Source organism: Paracoccus beibuensis (genome assembly GCF_026162625.1).
Taxonomy (GTDB): Bacteria; Pseudomonadota; Alphaproteobacteria; order Rhodobacterales; family Rhodobacteraceae; genus Paracoccus; species Paracoccus beibuensis.
Map to the genome: position 1 here is coordinate 49,186 of NZ_JAOTBD010000018.1, position 18,913 is coordinate 68,098.

An 18,913-nucleotide genomic window follows, 5' to 3' on the forward strand; every position below is an offset into this window, starting at 1 on the left:
ATGTCGCAATCCTTCGATCTCAGCCGGTTCCCGAACTTGCCGCCCGAGGTGGTGCAGGCCTTTGCCGCCCAGCAGGCGGCGTTGGAGGCAGCGCAGTTCGAGGTCGTGGTTGAGCGTGCGGCGCGTCAGCATGAGCAAGCGGTGGTGGCTGAGAAAGAGGCCTTCATTACCGAGTTGAAGGCGCTGATCGAGCGGCTGGAAGGCCAGGTTCAGGACTACCGGCGCACGAAGTTCGGGCCGAAGTCGGAAAAGCTGGACCCGGCCCAACTGGAACTGGCGCTGGAAGATCTGGAAACGGCCGTCGCCGAGACGCAGGCCCGGATCGCCGCTGTCGAGGACAGGATCGCGGCCAGCGAACCGGACCCCGAGAAGAGAACGCCCCGGGCGCCCCGCAAGGGGCGGGCCCTGCCCGAGGGCCTGCCGCGCGACCTGCGCGTGATCGAGCCCGACAGCATCGCCTGTCCCTGCGGCTGCGGCGACATGGTCCGGATCGGCGAGGACCGGTCCGAGCGGCTGGATTACATCCCGGCGCGCTATCAGGTGATCGTCACGGTGCGCCCCCGATACGCCTGTCCCAAGGGGCGCACAGGCGTCGTCCAGGCCAAGGCGCCCGCGCATCTGCTGGAGGGCAGTTGGCCCACCGAGGCGCTTCTGGCGCAGATTGCCGTCGCCAAATATTCCGAGCACATGCCGCTGAACCGGCAGGCCGTGGTGATGGCCCGTCACGGCGTGCCGATCGACCGCTCGGTGCTGGCTGACTGGATGGGTCGGACCGGCGCGCTGATCGCCCCTGTGGTCGAGCATATGGCCAAGCGCCTGATCGCGGACAGCACCCGGCTTTATGTCGACGAGACCACCGCCCCGGTGCTCGATCCCGGGCGCGGCAGGACGAAAACCGGCTATCTCTGGGCGGTGCTGCGCGATGATCGTGGCTGGAACGGCCCGGCGCCGCCGGGGGTGGTGTTCCATTATCGGCCGGGGCGGAATGGCGAGTATGCCGCCGAGATCCTGGAAGGCTTCAACGGCACGATCCAGGTCGATGCCTATGGCGGCTATACCCACTTGGCCACGCCGAAACGCACGGGCGGTGATCCACTCCGCTTGGCCTTCTGCTGGGCGCATGGGCGGCGCAAGCTGATCAAGGCCAAGCCCAAGAAGGGCTCGCCCATCGTCGATGAAGCGCTGCTCCGCATTGCGGCGGTCTACAAGGTCGAGGACAGCATCCGCGGCGCCAATCCCGATGGGCGCCGGGCTGTCCGCCAGGACCTGTCCTGCCCCTTGGTGGACGAGTTCTTCGCCTGGTTGGAGGCGCAGGCCGCACGGGTCTCGCGCAAGTCTGACCTCGGCGTGGCGATGAGCTACATGCTGAAGCGTCAGGACGGCTTCCGGCTGTTTCTTGACGATGGATGCGTCGACATCGACTCCAACCTGGTTGAAAATGCCATCCGCAGCCCGGCCATGAATCGCCGAAATGCGCTTTTTGCGGGTCACGATGAGGGTGGCAGGAGTTGGGCCAACTACGCCAGCCTGATCGGCACCTGCAAGATGAACGGCGTCGAACCCTATGCCTATCTGCGCGATCTGTTCACCCGTCTCGCCCACGGCCACTTGGCCAAGGACATCGACGTTTTGATGCCCTGGGCCTATGCAAAGCAGACCATCGCCTCACAATGACCTCGTCGGGGACTCCCTGGTGAGCTCACAGCACGACATCCAGGCAGCAGACCGCAGCGCAGCAATCAGAAAATCAATGGGGCGCAAACGCCGCTTACGATGCTCCTGGGCTCGGCACCCCATTTCCGAACGTATCATGCAACACGGTTCTGGTGCGGATTCGGATGATCTGGTGCAGTGCCCTTTTGCCTATCTGACGCTGGGCGAAGCACGCATGATGATGTGAGCGCGGTAGGCCACGGCGCTCTGTGCCCTCAGAAGCTGTAGCCGACCCTTATTCCGAAGCCCCATGCGTGGCTGCCGTCGATCGCGGCGCGGGCTGTATCAGGCGTGCCGGTCTCGGGTCTGGCATCCCCCAGCTTGGTATAACTGATGCCGGTCGTGATCCTGATCCTGTCCTGCGTGTAGATGGCCGCCAGACTGATGCCCTTCTGGCCGTTTACCGGCGCCAGTGGCGAGACAAGGTCATTGCCGGACTTCTCGTAGGTGACGCTTGCCACGCCAGACCAGGTCTCGGTGAATGTACGGCCTACGCCGATGGTGAAGGTGGTGGTGTCGTCGAGATCCACAAGGCCGCTGCCGGTCACCTGAAGGAGCTTCTCAGGGTCCACGCGGAAGCTTGACCAATCCACCCAGCGGATGGAGCCGAAGACAAGGGTGTTGGGATCGATGCCGGTCTGGAACGCGAGGTTCCAGGATTTCGGCGTCTTAACGGTCAGCCGGGAACGCCCGTCCAGAAGCGGCAAGGCCGGCGCGGGGCCGGGTCCGTCGGGGTCCACAAGAGGACCGGTCTCAGAGATGTCGAAGTCATGCTCGATTACCGCATTATAGGTCAGGGACACACGGGCGGCGATGTCCGGTCTTTCCCATGACACTCCGGCGAGCCACCCATAGGCGATATCCCTCTCCACATCGACACGGTAGCCGCTGATGGGGCCAAACGCCGCGCCGGCCAAAGTCACGCGTCCGTCCGTGCGCGCTCCGCGGAGACCCGCGTGAACCCCGAAGCCGCTTTCCGGAACAGCAAAGCGGATGATGCCGGTCAGGTCGGTGTTGTTGATGACCACGCCGGTGCCACCAAGATTGATGGAGCCGCTGGTGGGATAAGCGAGATCGGCCCCAAACGGCTGGTCCAGGATGATGGCGGCTGACCAGGCATCATTAAATTGGTGCTTATAGGCAAAGCCGAAGGTGTCGTAGGAAGACGCAATATTGCCAGTGCGCTCACCACCGGAATAGAGGCCAAGCGGCAGGTCTGTTCCTGTGATGCCGGGCGAGACGTGGCCATAGCTCAGCTCGAAATAATGGCTCGGCTCAAAAAGAGGACCCAGAAACTGGCTGCTCCGCTCGACACCCCCAGCATGGAGGGTGGTGCTGCAAAGGAGCCAGGCGGCTGTGCCGATACTTGCGGTCTTCATGAAGGCCTCGCGTCAAGGCTCGGGTATCATCACGGCAACGTCTGCAAGCGGCCGCTACGAAAACATTAGCATAGGGAGAGCCGTCCATGGATATGAAACCTCCTGCTAATGATCCCACGACGACGTCAAGGCGCCGCCCCTATCGAGCTGGCGCAGGCGGCAGCAGCTTGGAGAAGTCAGGATCACCCCGCCGGGAAGTTTCCAGGACACTGCTGCAAGGCTACGATCACTGCCCGCTTCAGGCGGCGCGGCTCACAACAACAGCGGTGCCCGGCAAGAAGGCAGGAGAGATACCGCCTTGCAGAACCAAGGGCACCTGTGGAGCAAGAGCGGCAAGCTGTGCTCTGGCAAGATCGCCGAGCGCGTGCCAGCACCCGCTATCTGGCTCGTCGATCCGATTGAAGGCGTTCGTTGGTCCTGCTGTCACACCGATCTCCTTGCTGAAGGGTCTTGTCGGAAACACGGCGCGCCTCAACGCACGCCAAAAAGGCAAGCTATCCGTTGCGTCCAAGTTGGAGGAGGCCTTGGGCCGACCTCACCGACATCTCCATTATGTTCTTGATATGTTCTCGCCGTGGAACAAAGCAAGACGTATTTTGCTCTTCTGGAGCAAAGCTGACGCATCAGCGCGGCAATGCATTCTCAAGCGCCGTTTCCGGGCTGGCTTGCGCGGCGCAATCCATTGGCAAACATGCATCGTCGTGCCACGGTGAGGCTCACGTGCCCCATCAGCTAGTTTTGCCAATCAGGGTCACGAAACACATGCTTGGCAGCACAAGGACTCGCCATGAACGAAGACCACCATCAGAAAGTCCGGCAACGCGCACATGCCTTGTGGGAGCAAGCCGGTCGTCCGCACGGCCAGGACGCCGAGCACTGGGTTCAGGCGGAACGCGAAATCGCTGCGGAAGGTGACACACAGCCTTCCGCCCCGCTGGGCAAGGCCACCGGTCGTCGGGGTCGCAAGCCAAGCCTGAACGCGGAACAGACGGCAGCCGATGCTCCGAACGTCAAGCCGGCACGAGCTGCGAGGTCAGCAGAGGGGGTCTCGACGGAGGCACCGAAGGCAACCCGGAACCGCAAGCCGAAGGCCGTGCCTGAGGCTGGCGCGGAAGCGGTGAAGGTCGCACGGGGACGCAGGTCCAAGGCGGCATCCCGGGAGGCTGCTGCTGACGAGGAGAATGCCCTGAAGACGGCGCCGAGCCCTATGCCAAAGGGGACCGCAGGAGACACCGACACGGCTGGATGATACGATGATCGGGGAGGGGCGCAGGCATCGATTGCGACCTTCTCCGGCTTTGTTTCCGGTTTCGCCTGCCCGTTGTTGAAAAATCTGGAACAGTCGTCGTGATGTCGATCTGGAGGGCCGTGGCTTTCTGGGTCGAAATGGAAAGGACTGCCATCATCGGTCCAGCCAGCCAAAATGCCTGCCTTGGCGCGTGGCAGAGGAAGAGCGTGCAACCATCTGCGCCGTGCGACGAGCCACGGGCTTTCCTCTGGATGAGCTGACCTTCGTGCTGCGTCACTTCCTGCCCCATCTCAACCGAGACAACATCTATCGTGTCCTGAAGGCTGAAGGCCTGAACCGCCGGCCCTCATAGCCTTCAACCTTGCCTGCCAAAGGATATGGGCGCTTCCGGGACTATGAGTGCGATACTCCCGCATATGTGCAGCACGAGGACCGCCGCATGCCAAAAGATGCCGAGCCTAATCCAGACTGATGGCACCTTTGCGGATGCTCTTTCTGTGCCGGAGAAAGAAACGCACCATTTCACGGGAGGCGTCAGGGCCTGAAGGATCCACAAAGCGCCCTGCCGGCGATCCGCCAGACCAGGCGTGGCCTGACCCTTCGATCAGCCAGTGCTCGACGAGTGGTCGTCCTTGTCCTATGCGATGGGTGCTCTTCACATAGCTGCGCCCGCCTTTGACTTGCCGTTTGAGATGTGTCCCCCGGACGCCGGCAAAGGGTTCGAGCGCGCGGATGGCGACGAAACGCCCGTTGCGCGCATGCACAATGCGATCATCGCTTCCATGAAAGATAATGGTGGGCATAGGAACCGTGCACCGAGCGCCGGGATTTCCCTGTGCCATCGCCATCAAGGCGGAAGCCTTGTTCTGAGCAGCACCAACGGGAAGTCCGGAATGGACACCGACTGCGGCAAAGATATCAGGGTAGGCTCTTGCCAGAACCAGGGCCGCTGATCCTCCGGCCGACAGTCCAGCGACATAGAGCCTGGCCGGATCGACTGGATGCCGTTTCAGGACGTTCCGGATGAGGCTTGCAAGAATAGCTGGCTCCCCTGCCTGTCGGCCTTGATCGCCGGGCTGAAACCAGTTCCAGCATCGCTTCGGATGCGCCTCTCGGGTCTGAGCAGGATAGACGACCAGTAACCTGAACTCCTCGGCCAAGGCGTTCATGCGCGTGCCCGTGGCAAAATCATCTGGGGTCTGGCCACACCCATGCAGCATGACCAGCAGTGGCATAGGTTCCGGGGATTTGGCGGCCGAGGCGGGCGTGTAGATCTTGTAATCCCGCTGCCCGAACTCACAGCTGTGGGTGGCGGTCCGGAACGATGCACGAGCTGGCATGATGACCTTGCGGGGCCGGGCTGCAACAGCTGCCGGGGACCTGGCTGTCGCCGCGCGTCTGGAAACCTTGGGCACTTCTTTTTTTCCAGGTGCAGAACGAGTCTGCGTCAACGCCAACTCCGCCGTCCGCACGGCAGATGTGAAGATGGCGGAGACCATGTCAGTTGCGGCGATGGCACCTGGCTTCAGATATACGGTCTTGAATGGGAAACGCGGTCGCTTCGACACGCCAAGGATCCTTTCTGCAAACGGCACTGTCTTTGGACGTCACATGCGCCCACCCTTCCCACAAGCTGCAAAACAGAACTGCCGTCGCAAGGCCGGTATGCGGGAACCAAATGCACAGACCCCATAGTCGTTTGGCAACGGCAGAAAAACGACAGAAGCTTGCTGAGGTGGAGGTATTGGCTGGTCGCTGCGATGGGCGTGCGCCATTCGAGGTGTCAACGAAGTCGTGACGAAGATCCTGTATCTCGGTTTTTTCAGGGCTCGAGGCCGTGACCGATGAGCTCCCTTCAGGTCGGTTGACATTGCGTTAGAGGAATTCGCCCTGAGCCGCAACCGGCAGCATCCCGAAGAGTTGTCAGGTATGGGTCCTTTCCGCCACCTGGGTCACAGACTTCATCGACTTCTGCTGCGCGGCACACCTGAGGCTGACGGCAGGACAATCCACGCCCCTTCGACGATCAGCACCGTCCCAGACACAGTCGCCGAGGCGGCACGTATGGTTGTTCCATACATTGCGGATGCATATGGCAAGTCTGGCCGCAGCAATGCGGCGGGCCTTGCTAAAGCCCTTGAGATCCTGGAGGCGCTTGAGAATGCCGGGCAGGATAAGTGAAGCCAGTCTTTCAGGCATCGCCGGCATGATCCACGTTAAGACAACAATAGTGCTCGAAAAACCGCTTTAGCTGTCGGAACTGTCGCAAACTTTGGCAGGGGAGCGCCAGAAGGATATGCTGGGTCAAAGAACTGATGTTTCGGGAGGATGAGCTATGACTGTATTAGGCATGGGCGCTCACTTCCTGAGCACGTCATCCTATATGTCAACGGCGGTACAAAATCCGGCCACGGCAATGGTGCCGCGAGGCATTGAGACAGTGCACGGAGAAGAGAAACAGGTGCCTACACAAGAACAGCTGCTTTATGCGAGTGAAAACGGCGACTGCTGGAGCTTGTGTTGCGATCCGGATAGCGGGTGCCTCAATGTCCGGCATCGGGCTAACCTTCCATCCGGTGGTCTCGTCAGTGCCATCACCCTGGGTGAATTTCTAATGCAGGGCGGCCTCGGGCCGGAAAAACAGGAACTGCTGCGTCTGATTGGGAGCCTTGTAAACGGTGAGACAAACGAGCATTCGGAGCCTGCGACGTCCTGAGCCCTACCAAAACCCGTCCGGGTTGGCGGCTTGGACAGCGTGATCTCGCCGCCGCCTGACGCGTTCTTTGACGAAATGACGGAGGATGGGCTACGGGATTGTAAGGAGCCGCCTGCTGAACTTCTTGCTCCATCTGTTCCATAATCTTGGTTATTAGCCCAGGAGGTATAGCCGCGGCACATTCCATTCTGGAATGCATCACTCGATAGTTTCCTGAAGCTATTCAGGAGCATGTGATGAGGCGCCCTTTCACCAACCTGACACTGGACGAACGCCGCGTCATTGCAAGGATGCTGCAGGCCAAGGTGCCAAAGACGAAGATTGCGGCGATGCTCGGCCGCGATCGCTCGACCATCACGCGCGAGGTCAAAAGGAACTGGTGGCATGACAAGGATGTCCCGCAGGCTGATGGCTACTGGCACATGACGGCTCAGTCCCAGGCTGACCGCAGGCGGTCACGACGGCGCAAGCTCGAGCGTCTTCCTGATTTGCGCTCTGAAGTGATCCGCTGCCTTCAGGAAGGCTGGTCTCCCGAACAGATTGCAGGCCGGCTCAGGATCGAACCCGGTGCCCCGCACCGACTCTGCCATGAGACAATCTACCAGTATGTCTATTCTGCCGAAGGACAGTCTGCGCAACTGGCGCGCCTCCTGCCCGAGCGGCGCCGAAAGCGGAAGCCGCGCTATGCCCGCACCCCCCGCAACCGGGTTTTTCCCGTGGAAACAAGTATTCACAACCGGCCGCCCGAGATCAACGATCGCAGCCAGTTTGGGAATTGGGAGGGTGATTTGATGATCTTTGAGCGGGCTCAGGGGGATGCCAATGTGGCCACGCTGGTCGAACGCAAGACCCGCTACACCGTTCTGCTGCGCAACAACGATCGGAAGTCCCGGCCCCTCATGAACCGCCTGATCCATGAGATGTCACCCCTGCCCGCCGAGGCGCGGCGCTCGATCACCTTTGACCGCGGCCTGGAGTTCGTGGCGTGGCGCGAGCTGGAAACCGGCATGGGCACAAGGGCCTGGTTCTGCGACCCGCAAGCGCCGTGGCAAAAAGGGTCGGTCGAGAACATGAACAGACGACTACGTCGCTACCTGCCCCGGGACACCGCCGTGTTGCAGCTGACGCCTCGTTCAATGAAGATGACATGTCAGCGCTTGAACGCGACGCCCCGAAAGTGCCTGGGCTACCGAACACCCGCCGAAGCCTTTCGAGATGAACTGATACGACTGGAGGCACCATGACGAACCCTGCCCCGCAGGACTGGTGCATTCAGAATGGAGCCTGCACGCAAAGTTAAAATGTCTCACCTCTGCAATTTAGGAATGTCACACTCCCCTGGATGAGCATCGTGTCGATCCTTGGGAGCCGAGACATGGGATGGGTGATGATGAGTGAACGCGAGCTGAACCGCGTCGAGGTTTTGAGCCAGGTGCTGCAAGGTCAGATGTCAGCCGTGACCGCGGCCGATGTTCTGGACCTGAGCCGCAGACAGGTTCACCGGCTGCTGAAGCGGTTCGGGGCTGACGGCGCGGCGGCGATCCGGCACCAGGCACGTGGACGGGCATCGAACAACCGGATCGACCCGACGATCCGGGAGGCTACCATGGCGCTTGTTCGGGAACGCTATGCCGACTTCGGCCCGACCCTGGCGGCCGAGAAGCTGGCGGAGTGTCACGGGCTGACGGTATCGCGCGAGACCTTGCGCAAGTGGATGCAGGATGCGGGTTTGTGGCTGTCGCGCAAGCAGCGCCGAACATTCCACCAGCCGCGCCTGCGCCGGGAGTGCCTTGGCGAGCTGATCCAGATCGACGGCTCGGATCATCGCTGGTTCGAGGATCGCGGGCCGGCCTGCACCTTGTTGGTGTTCATCGATGACGCCACCAGCACCCTGATGCACCTGGAATTCGTCAGCTCCGAGAGCACCTTCAGCTATTTTGGAGCCCTGGAGCGGTATCTGACGCTGCATGGCCGGCCCGTTGCCTTTTACTCCGACAAGCACACCGTGTTCCGGGTGCCAAAGCAAGGTGCCAGGACAGGCTATGGGATGACCCAGTTCGGCCGGGCCTTGAACGAACTGAACATCGAGATCCTGTGCGCCAACTCCTCGCAAGCAAAAGGTCGCGTCGAGCGCGCCAACCGCACCCTGCAGGACCGTCTGGTCAAGGAGTTGCGGCTGGCCGGCATCTCTGACATGGAGACTGCCAATGCCTTTCTTCCCGGCTTCATGGCGCGCTACAACGCGCAGTTTGCCAAGGTGCCACGCCGTGCGGACAACCTGCATCGGCCACTGAATGTCGAACCGGATCGGCTGCGTGACATTCTGTGCTATCGCGACGAACGCTATGTCAGCAGCCAGCTGGCCTTTTCCTATGACCGGCTGCGGATCATTCTGGCCGAGAACGAGATCACCCGCGATCTGCCGGGCAAATACGTGGACAGCTATGAGTTCGCGGACGGCCGGCTGGAGTTTCGCTGGAAAGGTGTCTCGCTGCCCTACTCCGTGTTCGACAAGGATCAGCGGGTGACCCATGCGGCCATCACCGAGAACAAGCATCTGAGCGCGGTCCTGGAATACATCAAGGCCGAGCAGGACAAGGCTCCCCCGAAGGTGCACCGGGTCGGGAAGCAACGCACCCGCTACACGCCCACGGGACGGCGCAACAATGGCTGGAACTCGCTGGCGGACCGCAAGCGCAAGGCAGCAACCGGCGCAGCCAGCCAGGGCTCCGATGCCTGAGGTCTCCGCCCTGTCAGGCTGCGCCCTGATGCCCCCCGCTGTGACATTCCTACTTTGCGCAGCCGAGGACATTTCAACTTGGTTGCAACAGGAGGAGGCTACCTGCGCGGCATGACCCGCGCCTTCCAGCAAAGCCAGCTCAACCTGATGGGAAGCCTGATCGGCTTAAGCGAGCGGCGACGCACGGAGCAAGCGCCGTGATCACCCCTCTTGCGTTGCTGCTGCCGATGATCTTTGCGGCTCAGGCCAAAGCGCAGACGCTGGTCTACGTTCCGCCTGAGGAGCATGAGCCTAGACGGTGCCAACACATTGTTCTCGCTATTGTCGCTTCCACGGGAGCTCTAGATATTCATAGCAAAGGAATATCAGGAGGATCAGATGAGGTTTTCGCATGTCGAGGCGTTTCGCGCGGTGATGGTTTCAGGATCGACCACCTCCGCAGCGAAGGTCTTGCATACCTCGCAGCCAAACGTCAGCCGATCAATCTCGCAGCTTGAAAAGCTAACCGGCCTACGCCTTTTCGAGCGCCAGCCGGGCCGACTTGTTCCCACAAACGAGGGATTTGCGTTCTTTAAGGAAGTCCAAAGAAGCTTCAACGGTCTGCGTTATTTGGAGGAAGCGGCCGGGCGCATTCGCCGGTTTAGCGGCGGATCGCTGTCGCTGGCCGCAGTGCAGGTACCAGCCTTTGGGCTTCTGCCGCGCGCGATCAAGAGGTTCGCCCAAGATTTTCCGGAAACAAGCATGTCGGTGAACATCGGGCATTCATCCGCCGTTGCGAGTTGGATCGACGATCAGACCTCGGACATCGGGATCGTGTCTCAAGTGAACGAGGCATACGAGCTTTACAGCGAGAAGCTATACGAGCTTGATGCAGTCTGCGTCATGCCCGGCGGGCATTATCTTGCGGAAAAGCCGGTAATCACTCCCGGCGATCTGGCGGAAGAGCCCTTTATCGCGTTGCCACAGAACGAATTTGGCCAATCCGAGGTAGAGGAGCTTTTTGCCGGTGCCGATGTCTCGCGTCGGGTCAGCCTCAAAACGCCCTACAGCCTGATAATGTGCGCGCTTGTCGCCCAGCAGCTAGGGGTGGCTATCGTCAATCCGCTTGCGGCCCTTGACTACAAGGACAAGGGGGTAGTCACGCGGCCGTTCCTGCCCGCGATCAAGCATCACGGATACCTAGTCCTGCATCCCGGCAGGCAGGAGGACCGAATGATCTCGAAATTTGCGGCGTCGGTCAGGGAGGTCATTCGCAGTGACCTAGCCGCGATCCTGGGCCAGTCGGTCGACCCCGCTTGACCATGTACCCAAGTCTAAGTTCACCGGATACGGCGGGCACCGAAAGACGAAAGTAGAAGGCTTAAGGTAAGCGGTCGGCACCAAAGCTTTTTTGTCCCAGAACTTCATCATGATATACAAAGGACAGGCTACAACCTGAAAATCTATGGGCGGATCTTGGAGGATCATGAGATTTGAAGCTTGGCACCTGCAGCCTAGGCTATATCATAATTGCATGACCCACCCTCAATTTTTGATTTGCTTGGATTACGCGACGACCATAGCGTTCCTGCTGTCGCAAGACCCGCGGGAGGTAATTCATCGTGGGCAGAAACAAAAAACAGGGAAATGTCATGAATCGTATAAGCCTACTCGCAGTGCTGACAGCATCCGCAGCTGCTTCGCCCCTTGCCGCGCAGGAGACGATGTATTTCGCCGGCTACTCCGGGGACTTCCAGACGATGTTCGAGGCAGAGATCGCCCCCGGCTTCGAGGCGGAACACAACGTCGATGTTGTTTTCGTGCCTGGCAACTCGGGCCAGACGCTTGCAAAACTGCAGGCGCAGAAGGGCAATCAGGAAATAAGCGTCGCGCTTGTCGATGACGGGCCGATGCAGATGGCTGTCCAGTTCGGGCTGTGTGACAGCGTCGATAGCGCTGACGTCTACGGTGATCTTTATGATATGGCAAAGCCGGAAAACTTTGATGGCAAGGCCGTGGGCATTGGCCTGGTTGCGACAGGCATCGCCTACAATAAGGAGAAATTCGACAGTCAGGGTTGGGCCGCGCCTACCTCATGGAATGACCTTACGGATGACAAGTTCGACAAGCGAGTTACGTCAAACCCGATCAGCGGCACCTTTGGTCTGAACTCGCTGCTGATGTTCGCACGGATGAATGGAGGCGGCGAGAACAATATCGAACCGGGCTTCGATGTGATCCGCGAAAAGCTGGCCCCAAAGGTGGTCACTTGGTCATCGTCGAATGCCGAGATGGCGCAGATGTTCCAGAACGGGGATATCGACCTGGGGGTCTGGGGCAGCAACCGGGCAGTGGCCCTGAAGAAAACCGGCTTTCCAATAGAGTTTGTTTATCCCGCGGAAGGCGCGCCTGCGATCATTGCTTCGGCCTGTGCTGTCGCGGAAGGTCCCCAGGCAGACTTGGCGCAAGAGTTTCTGACCTATCTCGTCTCGCCCGAGGTTCAGGCCAAGCTTGCCACCGAAGGCTTTGGCCCCACCAACAGCAAGACCACGCTCGATGCCGCCATCGCCGAGGAAGTTCCCTATGGCGAGGAGAAACTGTCAAAGCTGCTCGGCATGGATTGGGACGTCATCAACGCCAATCGCGCGGACTGGACCAAGGAATGGACCCGCACGGTTGAATAGGCAGGCGCGCGTTTTGCGCGCCCTCCGCCTGCGGCAGTCAGACAGCAACCCAATCCAGGCAGGACCATGAGCACACTTACCATCCGCAATCTTGCCAAGACCTATCCGCCGAACGTGCGGGCCGTCAAAAGCATCGATCTTGACATCAAGAGTGGCGAGTTCGTGTCCCTGCTGGGATCCTCGGGCTGCGGCAAGACCACCACGCTGCAAATGGTGGCCGGATTTGTCGCGCCATCGGCGGGCCAAGTTCTGCTGGACGGCAAGGACATCACCTATCTCGACCCCGACAAGCGCGACATGGGCGTCGTCTTCCAAAGCTATGCGCTGTTTCCGCACATGACCGTCGCGCAGAACGTGCGCTTCGGGCTGGAAATGCGCAGGCTACCCGAGGCGCAGATCCGCGAACGCGTGGCCGACGCGCTGTCGATGGTGCGGCTTGACGGGCTGGACCGCCGATATCCCGCCGAACTGTCCGGCGGCCAACGCCAACGCGTGGCGATTGCCCGCGTGCTGGCGATCCGTCCGCGCGTGCTGCTGCTGGATGAGCCGATGTCGAACCTGGACGCGAAATTGCGGGGCGAGATGCATGTCGAACTGCGCGGGCTTCAGAAGCGCCTGGGCATCACCACGATCCTTGTCACCCATGACCAGGTCGAGGCCATGACCATGAGCGATCGGATCGCCGTCATGGCCAACGGCACCATCGCCGAACTGGGAACGCCCCAAGAGGTATATGACATCCCCTCGACCGAATTCGCCTTCAACTTCCTGGGCCAGTCGAACACCGTCACGGCCAAGGTGCTGAGCCATGACGAGGCATCGACGCAGTTGCGCGTCGGGTCCAGCACCATCAGGACGCCGCGGCGCAATGGCGGGCTTTCGGATGATGTCCGGCTGTTCATCCGGCCCGAACGGCTGACGCTGTCCTCGCCCGAAGCGGGAATGATTACCGGGCGCGTCGCCACGCGGCTGTTTTTAGGCAATACCTGGACCTATGAGATCGACTGCGATTTCGGGCGCCTGCGGGTAATCAAGGTGAACACCCGTGGCGGCCAGCCGCAGGAGGGCGAGTTGGTCGGGATCAGCTGGAACGAGGCGGACATGCAGTCCGCGTCCGGGGAACTGGCCGATGCGTGACACCTCGAAATCGACGCGCCAGCCCTGGCTGCTGTCCTCGCCCTCGGTGGCGTTGTTCCTGGGGCTTCTGGTGGTGCCGCTGGCCCTGACCGCGATCCTGTCCTTCAACGTCTTCGACGCGATGATGGGCACGCAGGACTCCTACACCTTCGGCAACTATTTGGAAATCTTGACAGACAGTTATTACTATGAACTGTTCTTGCGGACCGCCCTGATGGCCGGCGGCGTGACGGTCCTGTGCATCCTGCTGGGCGTGCCGGAAACGATCATCCTGTCACGGATGGGACCGCGCTATCAGGGAATCTTCTTCGTGATGATCCTGGGGCCGCTGCTTATCTCGGTGGTGGTGCGGACGCTTGGCTGGTCGATCATGCTGGGGCGCGAGGGCCTGATTAATCAGTCGCTGACCAGCCTTGGCCTGATCGGCGAGCCCCTGCAGCTGATGTATTCCATGACCGGCGTCGTCATCGTGCTGACCCATGTGATGCTGCCCTTCATGGTCATCGCCGTGTGGACCACGCTGCAGAAACTGGACGCCCAGGTCGCCGATGCCGCCCGCTCGCTTGGGGCCGGATCCTGGACCACCTTCCGGCGGGTGATCCTGCCGCAACTGCTGCCGGGGATCCTGTCGGGATCGATCATCGTCTTCACGCTATCCGCATCCGCCTTCGCGACCCCGGCCCTGATCGGCGGGCGCAGGCTGAAGGTCGTCACCACCTCGATCTATGACGAGTTCCTTCATTCGATGAACTGGCCGCTGGGTGCTGCCATCGCGGTCCTACTGCTGATCGCCATCGTCGCCGTCGTTATGGGCAGCAACCGCTATATTGAGCGCAAATTCAAGCAGGTGTTCACATGAAAGACCGGGGCCTGGGTTCCAACGGGGTCGGATCGCTGATCTTCCATACCCTGTTCACGCTTTTCATCGTCGCGCCGCTTGCGGTCATCATCCTGGTGTCGTTTTCAGACAAGGGCTATATCTCGATGCCCTTCGAGGGCGCCTCGCTTCGCTGGTACTGGGCGATCCTGGATGCGCCGGAACTGATGAACGCGTTCTGGATCTCGATTTGGCTGGGGCTTGGCGCGGCGACCTTGGCATCGCTTGTCGCGGTTCCGGCGGCGATCGCCATCGCGCGGTATCGCTTTGCCGGGCGCGACGGCCTGATGGCGCTGCTGCTGTCGCCCTTGATGATCCCGCATGTGGTGCTGGGGGTGGCGTTTCTGCGGTTCTTTTCGGTGATGGGGTGGACCGGATCTTTCCTGGCGCTGATGTTGGTTCATGCTTTGATCGTCGTGCCCTTTGCCCTGCGGCTGACCCTTGGGGCGATCATCGGGCTGAACCGGGACGCCGAGCTTGCGGCGCGTTCTCTGGGGGCGTCGCGGTGGATCGCCTTCCGGCGCATCCTGCTGCCCCTGATTCTGCCTGGCGTCGCCGGCGGCTGGGTGCTGTCCTTCATCCAGAGCTTTGACGAAGTCACCATGACCGTCTTTGTGGCGACCCCCGGCACGACCACGCTTCCGGTGGCGCTTTATCACCGCGTCGCCATGCTGACCGATCCCGTCACCGCCTCGGTTTCCGCGATCATGATCGTGGGCACCATGGGCCTGATGGTCATCCTCGACCGGGTCGTCGGCATCGACAAGGTGTTGCTCGGCAAGAAGTAGACCGCTTCGACAAGGAAACGACCTGTTCGCCGCATTGCGGCGGCCGGGGAAGCTTTGCCCGTCTTCGGGCATCAAGAAGGCTGGAGAAATGATTTCGAAACAGTTGACAGTCGTGGGCGGGGGGCTGGTAGGCGCAGCCATCGCCTACGGGGCGGCCAGTCGCGGGCTGTCGGTCCGGGTGCTGGACCAGGGGGATACCGCGTTTCGCGCCTCGCGCGGGAATTTCGGCTTGGTATGGCTGTCCAGCAAGGGCGGGGGGATGCCGGAATATGCCCGCTGGACGCGTGACGCGGTCGGGCAATGGGGTGGATTTCACCAGGAACTGCTGGATCGGACCGGGGTCGACAGCGGGCTAATCCAGAAGGGCGGGTTCTGGCTGGGGTTCAGCCAGGAAGAGGTGCAGAAACGCGCGAACCTTCTGGCCAAGATCGACCGCGAGGCTGGCGGCATCCCGTTCCGAATGATGGAAGCATCTGAAATCCGGCAGTACCTGCCTGATATCGGCCCCAAGGTGGTGGGCGGCAGCTGGGGCGCCCAGGATGGCATGGCAAATCCGTTGTTCCTGCTGCGGGCACTGCATTCCGGACTGAAGAAGGCCGGGGCAGATATCATCAGCGGCATCGATGTAGCCGCAATCGAACATGACGCGGCGAAAGGCAGGTTCACCGCTCGCAGCCGCGACGGGCAAGGCTGGACAAGCGACCGGATCGTCATCGCGGCCGGGCTTGGCGTTGGTGAACTGGCGAGCCAGGTCGGCATCCACGCGCCGACCGTAACGACACGGGGACAGGTGCTGATCACCGAACGGCTGAAGCCATTCATGGACTATCCGACCAACAAGGCGCGACAGACCGCGGAAGGCAGCGTACAAATTGGCTCGACCACCGAGGATGTGGGCCTGGACGACGGCACAACAGTCGAAAAAATCGAATGGCTGGCCCGGCGCGCCGTGGACACCTTCCCGGCCTTGGCCAATGCGCGGCTTGTCCGGGCCTGGGGGGCTTTGCGTCCGCTGACCCCGGATGGATACCCGATCTATCAAGAATCCGGGACATGCCCCGGCGCCTTTGCGGTCGTCTGCCACAGCGGCGTTACCCTTGCCGCCATCCATGCCAATGTCATCGGTCCATGGATGGGCGGGCTGACAGATGCCCCCCCAGACGTCGCGCCGTTCAATGGCAAGCGCTTCCTTGATAAAAATGCGAGGTTTGTCGGTGACCACTGAAACCCTTTTTTCGATTCCTAAAAAAGCGGGTCAGGCAATGGTCCGCATCGAATTCGAGGGCGAAACCCTCCACGTGCCCGATGGGATCAGCGTCGCCGCAGCGCTTTTAAGCAGCAGCCGAGGCGCGCTCCGCACCAGCATCGTCAAGGGCACACCGCGCGCGCCTTATTGCATGATGGGCGTCTGCTTCGAATGCCTTGTGGAAATCGACGGCATCCCTGCGCGGCAGGGCTGCATGACCCTTGTCCGCGACGGAATGATCATCAGACGCCAATCAGGGGCTCCGTCCTTGGAAGGCTTGGCGTCAGGAGGCAAGAATGGCGAATAATGTCAATGATCTGGTTGTCATCGGGTCGGGACCTGCTGGCATGGCTGCGGCGGTCGAAGCCCGCGCACTCGGCATGACGGTCAGCGTGCTGGACGAACAGCCGGCCATCGGCGGGCAGATCTATCGACGTGTCGAGGACGCGCCCGAGGCTCTTCAGATGATCCTTGGCAAGGATTATGGTGCAGGTCGCGTCTTGGCCGAGGAATTTCGCCAAAGCGGCGCAGCTCATATCCCTGGTGCCACCGTCTGGAACCTGACCGAGGACGGGGTCATCGACTATGTAGACGCAGGCGGGACGAGAACGATCTCGGCAACAAACGTGCTGATCGCGACCGGCGCGATGGAGCGTCCCTTCCCGATCCCCGGCTGGACCTTGCCGGGGGTGATGGGCGCCGGGGCGGCGCAGATCATGCTGAAGAGCGCGGGTGCCCAGCCAGCCGGCTCCGTCGTGCTGGCAGGCTGCGGCCCGCTTCTCTACCTGCTGGCGTGGCAGTATCTGCGCGCAGGAGTGAAACTTGCGGGACTGGTCGATACAACGCGGTTCTCGACCTATGTCACCGCGCTTGGCAAAGTCCATGGCGCCGTGACGGGGCGGAAGGACCTGGTCAAAGGGCTGGGCCTCATCTCTCGGGTCCGCTTGGCGCGCGTGCCGATTTATTCCGGAGCAAGCGACCTGGAAATCCTGGGTGAAGATCATGCAGAAGGAATTCGTTTCCGCCATAAGAGCAAGTCACGCGAAATTTCCGCAGGCTTGGTCCTGTTGCACCAGGGGGTCGTACCCAATACGCAGCTAAGTTGGTCGCTACGTGCCGAGCATCGTTGGGACGCGGCGCAACTGTGCTGGACACCGGTGACCGATGACGCGGGCCGCCTCGGCGAGACACAGATCCATGTCGCCGGCGACAGCCGTAGGATCGTGGGCGCCCTTGCCTCGGCGATCCAGGGGCGGCTGTCAGTGCTTGCGATGCATGAACGCAAGGGCGGGACAGCGCAGCCGGGCCACAAGGCAGAACTTCAGCGGCAGCTTGCACGGTATACCGCGCTTCGGCCCTTTCTGGACGTCCTTTACCGGCCCTTGGACGAACATCGCATCCCGGCGGACCACGTCACCGTATGCCGCTGTGAGGAGGTCACAGCAGGAGAAGTGCGCAGCTATGTCGATCTTGGCTGCCTTGGTCCGAACCAGACCAAAAGCTTTGGCCGTTGCGGCATGGGTCCATGCCAGGGACGCCTGTGCGGGCTAACCGTAACTGAGATAATCGCTGCCGCGCGCAAGGTCGCGCCGGGCGAGGTTGGCTATTACCGTATTCGTCCGCCGATCAAGCCCATCCATCTAGGCAGCTTTGCACAGTCGACATCATAACTTCAAAGACAAGGACAAAGAACATGAGCACCATCACCCGCATCGAAACTGATCCGCGCCGCAGCCGGGCTGTCGTTTATAACGGCATGGTCTTTGTCGGTGGCATGACCGCCGACGACCGCAGCCTGGATATCGCCGGCCAGACCAGGCAAACCTTGGAAAAGATCGAAGGCTATCTGGCAAAGGCAGGAACCGACAAAAGCCGGCTGCTGACCGCGCAGATCTGGATCAAGGATCTGGATCGCGACTTTGCCGCGATGAACGAGGTCTGGAACGCTTGGACCGCGCCGGATGCCGCACCGACGCGCGCGACCGCACAATGCGACATGGGCGCGCCCGATATTCTGGTCGAGATCATTGTAACGGCCGCGGTCGGAGAGTAATCCAACTGATCTCCGGCCCGTTATTAAGGTGGAAGGAAAATCATTGACCTTCCACGCCATAGCCGTTGCATCGGCAAGGCGGCCCGAGGAAGGCCGCCCTGCCGATGGCGTCATCGAACTGGCTATAGCCGGCCAAGGGATTACCCTGCTAAAGTGACAGCCGGGCCTTGCGATGCGCCAGGTCCGGCGCTCCGTTCCTCATAAGGTGTTGCGCTGGCGTTTCAGAGCAGCCTGAGCTACTCCCCGAAAATCGGACAGTGACGGAAGCTACGATCTGACGTCTGCTGATCTCCGAGGACGAGGAGATCAGAAATGCGGAAACGCAGGAACCATGACGCGGGCTTCAAGGCGC

The 18,913-nt window shown here is 61.2% G+C and carries 17 protein-coding genes and 1 pseudogene; 16 read left to right on the forward strand and 2 right to left on the reverse strand.

Features of this window, described 5'->3' with window-relative positions; translation table 11 throughout:
• Entirely contained in the window at nt 1-1,674 is a 1,674-nt protein-coding gene (gene tnpC / locus OC159_RS12200; RefSeq protein WP_265501447.1) for an IS66 family transposase, read from the forward strand.
• Nucleotides 1,675-1,693: 19 nt separating this feature from the next.
• Nucleotides 1,694-1,900: a hypothetical protein gene (locus tag OC159_RS12205; RefSeq protein ID WP_265501448.1), complete on the forward strand. Its 207-nt coding sequence runs from the start codon at nt 1,694-1,696 to the stop codon at nt 1,898-1,900.
• Nucleotides 1,901-1,928: 28 nt separating this feature from the next.
• Here the strand turns inward: OC159_RS12205 and OC159_RS12210 are convergent, their stop codons facing one another.
• Nucleotides 1,929-3,092 (reverse strand): OmpP1/FadL family transporter, encoded by a 1,164-nt coding sequence (locus OC159_RS12210; protein WP_265501450.1) that lies wholly within the window; start codon nt 3,090-3,092, stop codon nt 1,929-1,931.
• 787 nt (nt 3,093-3,879) lie between these two features.
• On the opposite strand from OC159_RS12210, the gene OC159_RS12215 reads away from it, so the two are divergent.
• The gene (locus tag OC159_RS12215; protein ID WP_265501451.1) at nt 3,880-4,341 is read left to right on the forward strand and encodes a DUF2934 domain-containing protein; all 462 of its coding nucleotides are present in this window, start codon (nt 3,880-3,882) and stop codon (nt 4,339-4,341) included.
• A 133-nt stretch (nt 4,342-4,474) separates the two neighbouring features.
• A pseudogene (locus OC159_RS20185) lies at nt 4,475-4,789 on the forward strand (IS481 family transposase); the annotation flags it as partial.
• Between the two features lie 10 nt (nt 4,790-4,799).
• Here the strand turns inward: OC159_RS20185 and OC159_RS12225 are convergent.
• Nucleotides 4,800-5,909: an extracellular catalytic domain type 1 short-chain-length polyhydroxyalkanoate depolymerase gene (locus OC159_RS12225; RefSeq protein ID WP_265501452.1), complete on the reverse strand. Its 1,110-nt coding sequence runs from the start codon at nt 5,907-5,909 to the stop codon at nt 4,800-4,802.
• Between the two features lie 767 nt (nt 5,910-6,676).
• Between OC159_RS12225 and OC159_RS12230 the strand changes: the two genes are divergently transcribed.
• From OC159_RS12230 to OC159_RS12285, 12 genes are all read left to right on the forward strand, one after another.
• A complete protein-coding gene (locus OC159_RS12230; RefSeq protein ID WP_265501453.1) occupies nt 6,677-7,057 on the forward strand; it encodes a hypothetical protein in 381 nt (126 codons plus the stop codon).
• A gap of 236 nt (nt 7,058-7,293) precedes the next feature.
• Complete coding sequence (locus OC159_RS12235) at nt 7,294-8,301, forward strand: IS30 family transposase (protein ID WP_265501454.1); 1,008 nt, start codon at nt 7,294-7,296, stop codon at nt 8,299-8,301.
• Between the two features lie 131 nt (nt 8,302-8,432).
• Nucleotides 8,433-9,797, forward strand: coding sequence for an ISNCY family transposase (locus tag OC159_RS12240; RefSeq protein WP_265501467.1), 1,365 nt, complete (start codon nt 8,433-8,435; stop codon nt 9,795-9,797).
• A gap of 378 nt (nt 9,798-10,175) precedes the next feature.
• Nucleotides 10,176-11,096 carry a LysR substrate-binding domain-containing protein gene (locus OC159_RS12245; RefSeq protein ID WP_265501456.1) on the forward strand — a complete coding sequence of 307 codons (921 nt, stop codon included), beginning with the start codon at nt 10,176-10,178 and terminating at the stop codon, nt 11,094-11,096.
• 332 nt (nt 11,097-11,428) lie between these two features.
• On the forward strand, nt 11,429-12,460 hold the full coding sequence (locus tag OC159_RS12250; protein ID WP_265501458.1) for an ABC transporter substrate-binding protein: 1,032 nt from the start codon (nt 11,429-11,431) through the stop codon (nt 12,458-12,460).
• A 66-nt stretch (nt 12,461-12,526) separates the two neighbouring features.
• Entirely contained in the window at nt 12,527-13,597 is a 1,071-nt protein-coding gene (locus OC159_RS12255; RefSeq protein ID WP_265501459.1) for an ABC transporter ATP-binding protein, read from the forward strand.
• Entirely contained in the window at nt 13,590-14,456 is an 867-nt protein-coding gene (locus OC159_RS12260) for an ABC transporter permease (protein WP_265501460.1), read from the forward strand. Before OC159_RS12255 ends, OC159_RS12260 begins: the two co-directional genes overlap by 8 nt.
• On the forward strand, nt 14,453-15,262 hold the full coding sequence (locus OC159_RS12265) for an ABC transporter permease (protein ID WP_265501461.1): 810 nt from the start codon (nt 14,453-14,455) through the stop codon (nt 15,260-15,262). Before OC159_RS12260 ends, OC159_RS12265 begins: the two co-directional genes overlap by 4 nt.
• Nucleotides 15,263-15,350: 88 nt before the next feature.
• Nucleotides 15,351-16,487: an NAD(P)/FAD-dependent oxidoreductase gene (locus OC159_RS12270; RefSeq protein WP_265501462.1), complete on the forward strand. Its 1,137-nt coding sequence runs from the start codon at nt 15,351-15,353 to the stop codon at nt 16,485-16,487.
• Nucleotides 16,477-16,815 (forward strand): (2Fe-2S)-binding protein, encoded by a 339-nt coding sequence (locus tag OC159_RS12275; RefSeq protein ID WP_265501463.1) that lies wholly within the window; start codon nt 16,477-16,479, stop codon nt 16,813-16,815. Before OC159_RS12270 ends, OC159_RS12275 begins: the two co-directional genes overlap by 11 nt.
• Nucleotides 16,805-18,178, forward strand: a complete 1,374-nt coding sequence (locus OC159_RS12280; protein ID WP_265501465.1) for an FAD/NAD(P)-dependent oxidoreductase — start codon at nt 16,805-16,807, stop codon at nt 18,176-18,178. The genes OC159_RS12275 and OC159_RS12280 overlap by 11 nt, the downstream gene beginning before the upstream one ends.
• Nucleotides 18,179-18,201: 23 nt before the next feature.
• A complete protein-coding gene (locus OC159_RS12285; RefSeq protein WP_265501466.1) occupies nt 18,202-18,561 on the forward strand; it encodes a RidA family protein in 360 nt (119 codons plus the stop codon).
• Nucleotides 18,562-18,913 lie beyond the last annotated feature (352 nt).